Consider the following 12,588-nt stretch of genomic DNA (forward strand, 5'->3'; position numbering starts at 1 on the left):
TTCAACGCCAGTCCGGCAATTGACGCGCCCGGCTGCAGGCAGGCGTCAATCAGCTTGCGCTTACCCTCAGCGTCAAACTTGCGCTTGCCTGCCGCCGTCACGCCGGTCACCCGCAGGGGAAGGAAATCAACTTCGTTCTGTGTCATCGGTTGCGTCCGCAAGTTGTAGTTGCGGACGCAAGCCTGCGCTCGTTCAGCTTCCGATTCTAGGTGCGCTTAAATTCGCGCTTACTTTGCTGTGGCAAGACTGGGCGAGAACGCCACCGAAGATGGGACCGAGCTTGCGGCCGCCTACGGGGTCGCGGTCCGAAATTCGGATGGCGCAGCGGACAGTGGCTCGCTTACGCAAACAGCGGTTGATTCTCACGACGCAAGCGCCAAACGGCAGCCTAATTCACGCGCTTTCGGAGCGCGGTGCAAAGGCACTTCAAAGTCTTGGTATTGCCGCAAGCAGCGGCAAGGATTTGGTCAGGGAATATGGCGCAGCGTACTTTCTGCACCGAAGCATTGCGAATGAAGTTGCGATAGGCGGCATCCTTGAGGGATACCGCGTTGCGACGGAGCGCGAGACGGCCCAAGGGCGGTGGCTCGGTGGGATGGATGGCATTCGCGGGAAAAAGCCGGACGTACTGCTACGCGCGAACGAAAGAGTGTGGTGGGTCGAAGTTGAACGGCGGAAAAATCAACGCGACTACGCCCGCCTGCTCGACTGGCTCGACAAAATTTGGGAATCGAGCGCACGGCTAGGCGAACCAGCGCAACTGACTAATAACGCGTGGCTAGTACAGGTAATCTTTGTCTGCTCGGACGCCATCGCCCGAAAGTTGATGACTGACCTAACTAGCAGAGGTTGGAACGCCGAGATGCTGGCGACGAGAATTCGCTTCGAAACGTCGCTATACACGTTCAGGACCATTCTGCATTTCTGACAGAGGCCAGGGCGTAGCCTAGCCGGACCGCGCCCCTCAACGTTGATTCCGCCCGACGCCAAATTTCCAGTCGGGCAGCAGAGCCGCCGGCGGCTCTGCTCGCTTTATTCTGCGAAGGGCCTTGGTGCACAGCCCATTCCTTCCAGGTCGATGCCATATTTCGCTGCCGATTGCCTGACGAACAAGGCGTAGGCCTGAGTCAACCTTACGGAATCCCTCGCCAGTTCCTCAAGCTCGTCTAGGGTCATGCCACATGAGCTCTCGATTAAGGTACGGACCTCCATCACATCAGAGAGAAACGCAACCACTTGAGGTTGTTGGTCTGAGTTGTTCATATTTAGTCATCCTTCTTATTTAAGACTGCCGGTACGCTATCGCAACGTGCCCGGTGTTAGTGGTGTCCAAACCGTCCAATCTGTCCAGAGCCCCCGTGGGCCCTCGGCTCGGACATATACCGCCACGTCCAAACCGTCCAATCCGTCGGGACTTTGGAACAAATTGGAAGCTCTCCCATACGCTCAAGGCCCAATTTCATAAGGACTTTGGACGCTTTGGACAGTTTGGATGGTTGCCGAGCTGGGCCGGATCGGCCCAGCTCTTGGGTACTCGGTCCCTGTCGCCCAGGGGGTTATGACTGGAAAGCCCATGCTTGCCGTACATGCTTGCCCTCGTACTCGGCACCGGCTGCGACGACTCTCAACCAGCCCTTTGCCGAGAGCACGTTCAGACGTTCGGAAAGCACCCGGCCGGAGGTTTTGGGGCGGTAGTACCAGGCAATCTCCGTCTTCGTGATGACGCCGTGAGGCCTGCCGGCCGTCCTTTCGGCGAGCCAGACGCGCAGTTTTTCGACCTCCATCATTTCGGCGTCCGCCCTGGCGCGATTCCGTATGGCCTGGAGGGTCATCAAGCTGTGCTTGACCACGGCAACGCCGCCGCAGACATGCCGAGCGTGGATTTCGTCACTCGCAGGATTCTCGACAAAGGCCAGTACAGCAGCTACTCGCGCTGCAAGCTCCGCCGACTTTGCGCCCGACGCGGCGATTTCAGACAGCTCACGATGCGCGCCGAGCTCTGTTTCGATTTCGTTGTAGGCGTCAATCCAGACTCGGCGCGCCTCGGCGTCTAACTTGAGCGTCCTAAGCTCCAGTGCACCCTCCTCGCCCGCTTTCACTGGCCGGGTCAGCAGCTCGCGCATCAGTTCCCAATAGCCGGTCAAGCGGACATCTTGGGTCGGGTCCGAGCCTCTGTACAACCTCTCACCCTTCATCGACTTCGGCCAGGTGATAAGAAAACGAGGCAAGAAGCCTTGCCCGGTGAGCAGCGGGTCGCCCATGATTTCGGTGGCGATGACGGGTTGCAACATCAGGTGAGCTGAAAGGCGGCGGCCCCATAAGGCGAATGCCTGCCCTTCAGCAGCATTGGTTTTTCGGATTGGAGAGCCATCCCAAAGCGACGAAAGCCCAGCGATTGTGGCTTTCATGGTCTCCTGCCGCATCGCATAGCCTCCAAAGAACGCGCCCCCTTCGTCGGAGAACAGTCCCTTATAGGAAATGCCGGTGCGATAGGCCTGGATAAGCCCTTCAAACGTCGGCGAGCTTACTGTCAATGTCGGTTCGGGCGTCAGCTTTGGCTTCGGTCCAAGGCGCTCAAGCTCGTCCTGTACCAGGAACGGGTCGCCTCCTCTGCCCTTTATGCGTTTAACCTGCGACTCCCAAATGTCACACAGGAGCTTTTCCAGCTCGACGGTGCGCTTCCATTCTCCGTTTGCCCATTCTTCCCACTGCCGGTGCGCGCGCATCGCAACCGCGTCGGTCTGGCTCTTTCGGTCACCAGATTCGGCGATTGACATGCCGAACAGGCTGCACGGAAAGCGCCGCCCGTCGATTTCCACATCCACGTGGGCTTGCGCCACCAGTGCCGCCGCTGTTAATAGCGACATGCCAGCCAGACCGGCGGGCACTTGGACATGCTCGACAATTGCCTGAGCAGGAGCGGCCAAGACGCCAAGCTCCTCGATTGGAAAGGCCGACGTCTCAACTTCCGACATATCGAAAACTGGTTCGGCGAGTGCCACACGGCCATTCGGGATGGAAACCATACTGTTCATAACGGTTTCTCCCTCAATTGCCCGTGTGCAGATGCACACGGGTGGAAATGAATGCTTCGATGTCTTGCAAGCGGTACTGGACGCGACCGCCAACTTTCACATACGGCAGGTTGTATCGCCCCGAGCTGCGCCAGACAGCGAGCGTCGCGGGCTTGATTTGCAGGTATTCAGCGGCCTGCGCCGGATTCAAAAAGATTGTTTTAAACATATTGATACTCACTGTTTTGTTGTAGGTATGAAGTACTTCCCCCGGGGCTTTCCCCGGGGGCCTTTGAGTCATTCGGTTGTTAAAGAGCGCATGAAACAGTGAGCGGATTTTTCCGGCATGCGAACCCTCAGGGCAATCCGTCAGGGTGGAGTCGATTTCGGGGCCGATTAACCCTGAGGGTGACTGGCGAATGAGCCTGGCCAGACCGGCTCCACCCGCTGCCTCGCGGGGGCGCAAGAATGAGAGGTGCCGCGTAACCAGTTGATGGGAAACGAAATATTTCGCACTGGGAACTCGACGGTGCCACTGTCGCGAGTTGAACGTGCGAGGTGAACGGCAACCCTGAGGGTTACGTCACGTCGCAAAAAAATTGGCAAAAAAATTCGTGAGATTGGGATGCGCGCGCCCAAAGGGATGCCGGCTGGACGCTCGGCTGCAGCCTGCGGCGCGGCTACAGGTACGTGCGGCGAATGAGTACGGGGCGACGCCAACGGTTCCGGATATCATCGTGCACGCGCCCGGAAAGCGCGACCTCCTGGGCGAACTGTTCAACGGTCAACCCTCGCCCGCCGACAAGCCATGTATGAGTGCGCTCGTTAAGCTCGAATCCGCGTGCGAGGATGCGGGCCAGGTTCGTCGGATTCATATGCCTCGTAGCGTCGAAATGCTGGGCCGTCTCGCACGCCGCATACACATCACCGCCAAACGCCATTGATGCGATAAAGCACAGACTGAGAAAATCGGTATCCAGCATTTCACTCCGGGAAGGTCGGAATTTTTCCGTTTATATCTGGAGATATAAATCCTCGTTTCTACATATAGAAACCTTCCACGGAGTTTCCATGAAAATATTGCCTCATGATGCAGCATTAGCGCTTGCACATACCTCCGGTCGGAGGCGTTACTCCATACGCATTCAGTCAGGCGGCAAAACTCAGTCCGAATCAAGCAACTTTGAACTTTCCGAAGGCCAGCTTCTAGACATTACATTCGACGGTAGTACTGGCGTGACAACGTGCAGGCTTGGAAGCCATGAGGAATTCGAGGTACTGTGGAATAGCGAATGGGAGGAAGATATGACGTGGTAGAACGTAACAGCTAGGCAACCTCGTAACACAAGGCCAAGCAGCCCTGTGTCCTCCGGCTTACTTCTTTGACTTATTAGCCAAATTTCTATCGATAGTGCAAATGACCTTCTCGATTGATTTTGCAGCGACATCGCTCATCCAGTCGTATTCCCCCTGTAACTCATCAATGACCGCTTTTTGGCTAGGTCCTTCATCGACGGGATTTTCAAGTCCATGCCAGGTAGAATAGTATTTCCTGATGGCTATATTCAGATAATTTGACTTGATATCGTCTTTGAATTTGTTACGCCGCTCAATCTCCCGCCGCAGATTCTTATTTTCTTTTTCAAGCTCGGCCAGTCGCTCCAGCAGCTTGCCAGCGTCATGTACTCGCATGGCATTCAGCCACCGGCTGACATGCGTCGGATTCAAAATAGTATACGGGCACGCATCTTTCTCCCACCGTGGCGGATATTGATAGTCGATATCCTTACTCTGGATAGCTTGTATGAGCATGCGTTTCGCATGGAGATACGCCCCCAGGGATGACTCGTCTACGCCAGCGAAAGACGACGCCTGGACGATGGCGTCGCTGCCTTCGTCCTCCGTTGGGTCGAAATACGCGTCCGCTTCTTCCGAGATAAATGCATCCGCGTCGAAGTTTGCAAGAACCTCCTCAATCGGGTCCGGAATCTCGTAGGGCTGTTCCCCCGCCGCTGCGTCGTACTGCTTGACAAGCTCCGTCGCGTCTTCCATCGGCCAGCCCAAAGCCAGCGCCAGCACCTCTTCAAAGCTTCGCCACTCTGTTTCGCGAATCATTTCCATACTTGGTCAATCAGCCGATGGTTCGGGACCCGCCATCCCGGCTGCGACCTTCATCGCATCTGTAGCGGTCTGCATAGCTTGGCGAACCGGGTCGGAATCGAGGCGCGCATACACAAGCGTGGTCTGCAATGTCTTGTGGCCGAGTGTCTTGCCAATCATGGCAAGGCTAACCCCAGACTTCGCCTGCCAGCTCCCTAAGGTGCGCCGTAAATCGTGTATGTGAAGGTCCTCGATGCCCGCCGCTTGTAGCAACTTACGCCATTGGCGCTTCGGCTCCGTTAAATGGCCTTTAGCCCCAGCGCCGGGGAACACGAATGGCGAGTCAGAGCGCAGCTCACGCATCGCCTCGAGAATTTCAAGCGCGTCGCTCGTGAGCGGCACTTCGTGCGGCTCGCCATTTTTTGTGTCGGGAATACGCCAGACCTTCTCGACAAAATCAACATCTGACCACTTCATGGAAAGCGTATTCTCGCGACGCTGACCAAGTAAAAGACACAGGGAAAAGAAATTTCGTGGCTGTACCGGCAGCTCGGCCAACGCTGCGAAAAAGGCAGGTATCTCGTTGCCCCGGAGAAACCTCTTGCGGCTTTTCTCGCCGCGACGCTCTATAGCGTCGGCAGGGTTAGGACGAATACAGACTTTCCACACTGCGGCTTTCTGGAAGAGGATATGAAGGAGTGCCTTAACGCGATTGATTGTCGCCCCTGAGAGGCCAGCGCGTTCCATGCCCTCGGCGATTGCCTTGGCATCCTCTTCCGTGACTTGAGACAGCTTCCTACCGCCTAAGCGCGGCTTGATGTGTGTGGCATACCGCTGCTTGTCGTCGCGCCCAGAATCCTTGAATTGAGCATGGCGCTCCCAATACTCGGTAAAGAATTCGTCGAGGGTCGGTTCGCCACGTAGCGCACGCTTCGCCTGCATAGGGTCGACCCCGTCGGCGACCGCGCTGAGCAGTTTGGTTGCTGCTGCTTGCGCTTGCTCGATAGTCATCGTTGGATAAGTTCCGAGCTTGAACCAGTACAGTTTGCCCTTTGCACGCTGGATGACGTAAAACGATTTGACCCCGGAACCCGTTACCCGCAATGCAAGCTCGGGGCGGCGCTCGTCGTGCCAAACGGCGCGCTTCCCGGCGGGGGGAAGCGGCAGCGCATCGAGCCGAGCCTTCGTGAATCGAAATCGCCTATCAGATGCCTTTCCTGCCACGATGCCCCCGAATTGTGTATTTAGGGTCCGTATCATATCGCAGCCGGGCGGTCAGCGGGCTAGCATGGGGCTAACATGAGACATAGAATTCGGCGTATTTTGGTCGAACCCCGTATAACGTCGGCGGACGTTAAACCATTGATTTATATGAAATAATAAAGGATGGTATAAGTTCATGCATACGAGGGGGAGAGGACTCTTAATCCGTAGGTCGAGTGTTCGAGTCACTCACGCCCCACCAAAGAATTCAAAGGCTTAGCGTTGACGCTAAGCCTTTTTTCGTTGCAGGCCCGCCTAGGTATTTGATACTGGCTAGGCGGATGCGACTCCGGCGCTACCGCCGAGCGGAATACGCCGCGCGCGCCCACGGATCAACGGTGCCGCCTGCATCATCGCGGGTGGCGATCACGAGTCATTGCAGTCCAGGGGTTCAAGCGAAGAGCGATCAGCAAGGTAATAGGTGATGCGACATGGCGTATTCGCGCAACGCGTCATTCATGCGAGACTGCCAGCCTTCGCCGGTCGACCTGAATGCCTCGATCAGATCGCGGTCGTACCGAATGCTCATTGATACCTTGCGCTCATTCTCGGGCAGCGCTGGCCGGCCGCGTCGTCTCATCAGCGCAGCGGCTTTCTCTTTGCCAACAACTTCCGGCAGCACTTCATGCGCCGGCCGAAACTCGCCGAGCTCGTCATCAGTCAGTTCGCGCGCATCGGGGTCCGAAGCAGCGGCCCGGCGGATCGCAGCGTCTTCTGCATCAGTCACACGGTGGGGGATCTTACGTTTGCTCATATTGCCTCTCCTCTCGCTTGTTCGCCTTGCGCATGCTGATAACGCGTATCGCATCGCCGCGCACGGTGAACGCCACGAAGTAGAGCCGATCGTCGAGCATTCCGAGCGCCTGATAGCGGGCCTCGCTGTACTCGCTACGGGTATCCCGCCGGATCAGTGCGCTTTCCCAGTCGAGCGAGCCCGCCATCGCTAAGGAGACGCCGTGCTTCTCTCGATTTGATTCGTCTTTGACGGTGTCGAACTCGATCAGCATCAAATTATTGTAGTGGCAAAAAATAGAGCGTGCAAGATTCGAGGATCCGCCGTCTTTCTCTGCCACGACTAGTGAATATTGCCTAGTGTCGGATTTCGGTTCCCTCCTATTGCCTCAACCATCCCTGGCCAATCGGCCGAGCGAGCGCTCTTCGGTACAAGGCAACGAAGATCCGCGTAACAGCCGGTCCCCAAGAGCGCCATAACGGCGCGCTGACAAGGTAGGCCATCCATGCAACAGCGGCCGCGCCGATCATATCGAACGGAAAGTGCACGCCCACAAATACGCGCGCCCATGCCACCGCAATGCCGATGGCGATAACGAATATGCCAAGTAGCCGCTTTCCGGCGTAAAGGAACGTGAGCGCCACCGCGGAAAGCAGCGTGGCGTGATCGCTCGGGAACGACGAGTCGGGCGCGTGTGCCAAGAACGTGTGTCCGAGTCCGATCACGAACGGTCGAGGGTGGTACCACGCCATCCCGATCAGTTGATTGGCGGGAAGCGCGAGCAAGCCGACGAGCGTTGCGCGCACGGCAATTTCGCGCCGCTGGCTTCCTCCTGCTAGCCACATACACACGAGTGCGACCGGGACTAGCCAGATGGCGTAGTTGGCGATCAGCAGGCCAACATCGATAAGCCAGCGTGGCGTACCGGTTGTGGCGTTGACATGGAGGAAAACCGCTCGATCGAATGCTTCGATTGCTTGCATCATGGGCTTTTGCTTAGTCCATTCTTAGTACGACGGCGTTCAATGCACACGAAGACTAGAGCAAAAAGCTTAAGGGGCGGTTAACGCTACAGCAGTGCTACTTGTTTTCGCACTATGGGAGTCGCTTCACGAACCGCCAAAAAGACGTGTTACTTCAGTCGCGCGATGGCTTGCTTCACTTGACGTCCTCGCTTTGCGGCTCCATGAACGTGTGGCGGAAATGCCCGGCGCGCCGCACGCATCGCAGAACAAAACAGCGTGTCCTAGCGCTGCACGTAACCACCTAGTGAAAGTCCCGATCAGGATTTAACCGGTTATTACCCCTGCGCGCGCAACCTGCCTAGACTGAGAGCACCCGCTGCCATCAGGCGTGTCAACATTACCAGTCAAGAGGGGGCACCACCATGTCGAAGAAGATCTTGATTCTCGCTGGCGATTACGTGGAGGACTACGAGCTGATGGTCCCGTTCCAGGCGCTCGCTGTCGTCGGATGTGTCGTTCACGCGGTGACGCCGGGTAAAAAAGAGGGCGACCAGATCCGCACGGCCATCCACGATTTCGAGGGCGACCAGACCTATTCCGAAAAGCGTGGGCATAATTTCACGCTCAATGCGGCGTTCGATGCGATCGACTTCGCAAGCTATGATGCACTTTTGATCCCGGGCGGGCGGGCGGGCGCCAGAATATCTGCGTTTGAACGAACGTGTGATCGAATGCGTACGGCACTTCGCGCAATCGGGCAAGCCGATCGCCGCCGTCTGCCATGGGGCGCAGTTGCTCGCCGCCGCAGACGTCATTCGCGGCCGCAAGATCTCGGCATATCCCGCCTGCGCGCCGGAAGTTCGGCTAGCCGGGGCCGAATATGTCGCGCTCGATTGGCCGGAGTCGATTACCGACGGATCCTTCGTCACGGCGCCGGCATGGACATCGCACGCGAAGTGGCTGAGGCAGTTCCTCGATCTACTCGGTACCCGAATCGCGCTCTGAGCCTGAGCACAGTGCCAGCAAACGGGAGCAAGCACGATGTGCCAAATCTACGTCAACGCCGATCCGATCCTCTACGAATCGCGGACGCGCGCGCTGCGCATCCATGGCGTCGTGACAACGGTGCGCCTCGAAAATCTCTTTTGGGACGTATTGCAAGAGATCGCGAGCCGCGAAGGCGTGACGACGAGTCAGTTCGCCGTGAAGCTCTACGACGAACTCGTTTCGCTACGGGGCGAAACGCCCGCAAACTTCGCCTCGTTTCTACGCGTGTGCTGCCTGCGTTATCTCTCGCTTGAGGCGGCAAAGGACCATGCTGCGAAAGAGGAAAAGGCGCAAGGCACTGCGGTGGAGAAGGCCTTCAGGCCAGTAGTCGTCAGCGCAGGCTGAAAGGGAACCGCCGCCGCGCTGTTGGCAGATCGACGGATTCTTGTTTGCACCAGTCGCGCGCCTCGAGCGCACCCGCCCGCCAGTTCGGTCGGCGGAGAATCGGCCGCCCGCACAGCATTTATCGGCGACCCGCAGGCCTCTGAATCACGCAGCTTTGGTGGTCAAGGCCGAATGCTTGCGTGGTCGCCCACCTTTTAAACCATTTGCCCGCGCCGCTGCCGCTTTCGCCGGAGACTTTGCCATACCCATTCCGCGCGCCAGTTCACGCATCCACGCCTGCGAGCCTAAAGCGCCCCTGAGCAATGCGGGTCCATTGACGAAAGTGTCGAGGCGTGGGAAGAAAAGATCGTAGCCCCCTCCCCAGATTTCGATCTTCGCGAGATCCGCCCAAACGGGCGGCGCCTCGAGCGCGGCAAACTCCTCTATTAGCCCCACGGGAACAGTGAGCGTCACACCGTTCTCGTATGCGATCTCGAGCTTCGCACTCGAGCGCCGATAGCGTGCTTGGACGACACGGGGGCCGGCAGCTTTCGCCGCCTTGCGAGCAGCCGCGATCGCATCATTTGTAGCAGCCATGAATCTTTCTCCATGCGGCGCACAGCGCCTAAACTCCCGGCTGGATTGCACGAGCGAGCCGGCGGATCTGCGTTGCAGAAATCCCTGATGCTTCGCGCAAGGCCGGCGGACCGACTGGACAGTTCAGATCGAAGACGCAACGCCCGTCCGGTCAGATTGCATGAATGTGCGCTGGCCGGTGATCCTGCGTATAAATAACAACGGCGTAACCGAGCACGCGGCACAAGGTCGGCATGACTATTATAAACCCAACGTTTGGTTTTGACAGAGGTCGGTTGCCGATCTGATTGGCCGCTTTACCTTCCTATCAGGCCGGGGAACGCGAATTCTGCTGCATGCGCTTCTTGCCGTACGCTTCCCGCAAAAAATTCGGACGAAGTCGGCCGTCGCGGCGGCCGGATGCGCCGCGTATGCCCTCGGTGCGTTACTGTCGTCGGTGCGCGCTGCGTCGCGATTAGCGGTCGGCGATCCCGGGCGATTGCATTACGTCGGCGAACGCACCCGCCAACAACAAATCGCCGAGGATCGCGCCCAGATCGACATCGGCATCGCGCTCGAAGGCTCGCTGCGCCGCGCTTTCGAACGGTTGCCCTTCGGCGCATGCGTCGAGAAACACGCAACCGGCCGCTGACAGCGGGCGCCAGATTACCTCGCCATGCGGACGCGTAACCAATGCACCCTCCGCCTGCCAGACGAGATCTTCGGGTACTTCTGACTCATCACGATTCGCGCGCCAGATCGTGTAAGCGGGCATGGATTCAAACCAGATCCAGCGTGCGGCCGCATGCGGGCGCAACACGGCCCGCTCCAGTTGCTCAGCCGACAACGCCGCGACCGTCGCCGCATCGGCAAGCGCATCTTCGGGGGCGACGTGCGCCTCGACCCATAAGCGATCCAGGCGGGCGACGTCCGCGAGATAAGGCAGCTCGCGCGCGGTCTCGAGTACCGCGAGAAACGCCGGAAAATCGGCCCCGTAGTAGACGAGGCGTGCGTCGGCTGGCGGCGACGTCCTCACATACGCCGCCGCAGCCGTGCGAAACCATTGCTCGCCGACGAGCCGTTTGACGGCTGGAAAGTTGGCTTGCAATGCATCCACCGAACCTTTGAATACCGTGTTGCGATAGACGGTGAAGCCGGTTTGATCGATCAACCGTGCCACGCGCTCGTCGTTCGTCGTGTCACCGAAGAGCGCATTGACGAACGCATCCTGGAACTGTGTCAGTGTGCCCGTCATTGCAACGCCTCTTGCACTCCGCGATCGGAGTCCCCCTGTGTAGCCTCAAGCCCCGTACCGTGCGGACATTCATCGACAATCGCCTGCGCGCGCTCGCGCTCGGCAAGCAGAACGTCGAACGGCGGAATGTTGTCATCGCGCTCGATCAACGTCGGTCGCGCACCGATGCGCGCAATCACGCGCCGATAAAGTGCCCATACGGCCTCATCGATGGCGGCATCGTGCGAGTCGATCAGCAACGGCGGCGTCGTTCCCGCATCGCGCGAATGTCCGGCAAGGTGAATCTCCATCACCGATGCCGCGTCGATCGTTTCAACATAAGCGTTGGCATCGATGCCGACGTTGCGCGCACTGACGTAGACGTTGTTCAGGTCGAGCAGCAGACCACAGCCGGTCCGCCTGACGAGCTCGGCGAAAAAGTCGGCTTCGCTCCAGTCGTGCCCATCGATCACGAGGTAGTGCGTCGGGTTTTCGATCGCGATTCGACGGCCCAGCGCATCCTGCGTGCATGCAATATTCGCGGCTACGCGCGCAAGCGCTTCATGTGTGCGCGGAAACGGCAGCAGATCCGGGTGGTAGGTGCCGCGCCAGGCCGACCAGGCAAGATGCTCGGAAACCAGCGCCGGTTCGACGCGATCCACAAGCGCCTTCAGGCGCCGCAAATGGATTTCATCGGGCGCGGCGTCGGCCGCCAGGGAAAGCGCCACACCATGCAGCGAGATCGCATGCCGCGAGCGGATCGCCTCGAGCCACGCAAGGCGCGGACCGCCGCCGACCATGTAGTTTTCGGGGTGGACCTCGAACCACAGACCGCGCGCCGTCGACGCATAAGCGTCGCCATAGTGTGGGGGCTTCAGGCCGAGGCCCCCACCGAGCTCCGTCATCGCATCCATGATCGCGGCGTCCGTCAGGACAACTAAGCGTCGATCACGCCGACGGCTCGAGCATGCCGTGGCCCTTCGGTGTCTTGATCGTCGTGCAGGTGCCGGCCGGGACGTTCTTGTAGTGCGCGCCGTCGTAATCCATCTTCTGCGTGCCCGCGCAAGTGGTGCCCGCGCCCGCCTTGCAGTCGTTCTGGCCGGCCATCGCGACGCCGTAACACTTCTCGACGGCTCCGTTCGACTGCGCCTGTGCGGAAACGCTCGCTGCGAGCGATGCGAGGACGAAAGCGGCGGCGGAAACTTTGATTGCGTTCATTCTCTGGACTCCTGATCGATAGATGGATGGTTAGCAGATCGTCAGCGCTGCAGTGCGGACGAGAATTCGTTCGTCAGCAGCATAGTGCAATGAGCGATCCGTCGGTTAGTTCGC

Annotated in this window: 15 protein-coding genes and 2 pseudogenes; 3 read left to right on the forward strand and 14 right to left on the reverse strand. The window is 58.7% G+C overall.

What is annotated here, in order from left to right; all coding sequences use genetic code 11:
* A pseudogene (locus B0G57_RS15490) lies at positions 1–146 on the reverse strand (IS66-like element accessory protein TnpA); the annotation flags it as partial.
* 170 nt (positions 147–316) lie between these two features.
* Between B0G57_RS15490 and B0G57_RS15495 the strand changes: the two are divergent.
* On the forward strand, positions 317–928 hold the full coding sequence (locus tag B0G57_RS15495; protein WP_233215981.1) for a hypothetical protein: 612 nt from the start codon (positions 317–319) through the stop codon (positions 926–928).
* A 104-nt stretch (positions 929–1,032) separates the two neighbouring features.
* Here the strand turns inward: B0G57_RS15495 and B0G57_RS15500 are convergent, their stop codons facing one another.
* The 9 genes from B0G57_RS15500 to B0G57_RS15540 all read right to left on the reverse strand — a co-directional run bounded on the left by B0G57_RS15500 (position 1,033) and on the right by B0G57_RS15540 (position 8,093).
* Complete coding sequence (locus tag B0G57_RS15500; RefSeq protein WP_104489587.1) at positions 1,033–1,263, reverse strand: hypothetical protein; 231 nt, start codon at positions 1,261–1,263, stop codon at positions 1,033–1,035.
* Positions 1,264–1,556: 293 nt separating this feature from the next.
* Positions 1,557–3,035: a DUF3987 domain-containing protein gene (locus B0G57_RS15505; RefSeq protein ID WP_104489588.1), complete on the reverse strand. Its 1,479-nt coding sequence runs from the start codon at positions 3,033–3,035 to the stop codon at positions 1,557–1,559.
* A 13-nt stretch (positions 3,036–3,048) separates the two neighbouring features.
* On the reverse strand, positions 3,049–3,243 hold the full coding sequence (locus B0G57_RS15510; protein ID WP_104489589.1) for a helix-turn-helix domain-containing protein: 195 nt from the start codon (positions 3,241–3,243) through the stop codon (positions 3,049–3,051).
* A 451-nt stretch (positions 3,244–3,694) separates the two neighbouring features.
* Positions 3,695–3,997 carry a hypothetical protein gene (locus B0G57_RS15515; RefSeq protein WP_146098874.1) on the reverse strand — a complete coding sequence of 101 codons (303 nt, stop codon included), beginning with the start codon at positions 3,995–3,997 and terminating at the stop codon, positions 3,695–3,697.
* A gap of 391 nt (positions 3,998–4,388) precedes the next feature.
* Positions 4,389–5,135, reverse strand: coding sequence for a hypothetical protein (locus tag B0G57_RS15520; RefSeq protein WP_104489591.1), 747 nt, complete (start codon positions 5,133–5,135; stop codon positions 4,389–4,391).
* 6 nt (positions 5,136–5,141) lie between these two features.
* On the reverse strand, positions 5,142–6,338 hold the full coding sequence (locus B0G57_RS15525; RefSeq protein WP_158256620.1) for a tyrosine-type recombinase/integrase: 1,197 nt from the start codon (positions 6,336–6,338) through the stop codon (positions 5,142–5,144).
* A 445-nt stretch (positions 6,339–6,783) separates the two neighbouring features.
* Positions 6,784–7,131: a BrnA antitoxin family protein gene (locus B0G57_RS15530; RefSeq protein WP_026229781.1), complete on the reverse strand. Its 348-nt coding sequence runs from the start codon at positions 7,129–7,131 to the stop codon at positions 6,784–6,786.
* Positions 7,118–7,384 carry a BrnT family toxin gene (locus B0G57_RS15535; RefSeq protein WP_018441306.1) on the reverse strand — a complete coding sequence of 89 codons (267 nt, stop codon included), beginning with the start codon at positions 7,382–7,384 and terminating at the stop codon, positions 7,118–7,120. Before B0G57_RS15535 ends, B0G57_RS15530 begins: the two co-directional genes overlap by 14 nt.
* A gap of 106 nt (positions 7,385–7,490) precedes the next feature.
* On the reverse strand, positions 7,491–8,093 hold the full coding sequence (locus B0G57_RS15540; protein ID WP_026229782.1) for a phosphatase PAP2 family protein: 603 nt from the start codon (positions 8,091–8,093) through the stop codon (positions 7,491–7,493).
* Between the two features lie 404 nt (positions 8,094–8,497).
* Between B0G57_RS15540 and B0G57_RS15545 the strand changes: the two are divergent.
* Both B0G57_RS15545 and B0G57_RS15550 read left to right on the forward strand, forming a co-directional pair.
* Positions 8,498–9,080: pseudogene (locus B0G57_RS15545) on the forward strand (DJ-1/PfpI family protein).
* Between the two features lie 36 nt (positions 9,081–9,116).
* Positions 9,117–9,467, forward strand: a complete 351-nt coding sequence (locus B0G57_RS15550) for a ribbon-helix-helix domain-containing protein (protein ID WP_018441309.1) — start codon at positions 9,117–9,119, stop codon at positions 9,465–9,467.
* Between the two features lie 144 nt (positions 9,468–9,611).
* On the opposite strand, the gene B0G57_RS15555 is transcribed toward B0G57_RS15550, so the two are convergent.
* The 4 genes from B0G57_RS15555 to B0G57_RS15575 all read right to left on the reverse strand — a co-directional run bounded on the left by B0G57_RS15555 (position 9,612) and on the right by B0G57_RS15575 (position 12,474).
* The gene (locus B0G57_RS15555; protein WP_018441310.1) at positions 9,612–10,043 is read right to left on the reverse strand and encodes a DUF2442 domain-containing protein; all 432 of its coding nucleotides are present in this window, start codon (positions 10,041–10,043) and stop codon (positions 9,612–9,614) included.
* Between the two features lie 454 nt (positions 10,044–10,497).
* Positions 10,498–11,277, reverse strand: coding sequence for an HvfC/BufC N-terminal domain-containing protein (locus B0G57_RS15565; RefSeq protein WP_018441311.1), 780 nt, complete (start codon positions 11,275–11,277; stop codon positions 10,498–10,500).
* Positions 11,274–12,170 carry an MNIO family bufferin maturase gene (gene bufB / locus B0G57_RS15570; protein WP_018441312.1) on the reverse strand — a complete coding sequence of 299 codons (897 nt, stop codon included), beginning with the start codon at positions 12,168–12,170 and terminating at the stop codon, positions 11,274–11,276. Before bufB ends, B0G57_RS15565 begins: the two co-directional genes overlap by 4 nt.
* Before the next feature lie 34 nt (positions 12,171–12,204).
* Positions 12,205–12,474, reverse strand: coding sequence for a BufA1 family periplasmic bufferin-type metallophore (locus B0G57_RS15575; protein WP_018441313.1), 270 nt, complete (start codon positions 12,472–12,474; stop codon positions 12,205–12,207).
* Positions 12,475–12,588 lie beyond the last annotated feature (114 nt).

Origin of the sequence: Trinickia symbiotica, from assembly GCF_002934455.1 — a bacterium.
Lineage (GTDB): Bacteria > Pseudomonadota > Gammaproteobacteria > Burkholderiales > Burkholderiaceae > Trinickia > Trinickia symbiotica.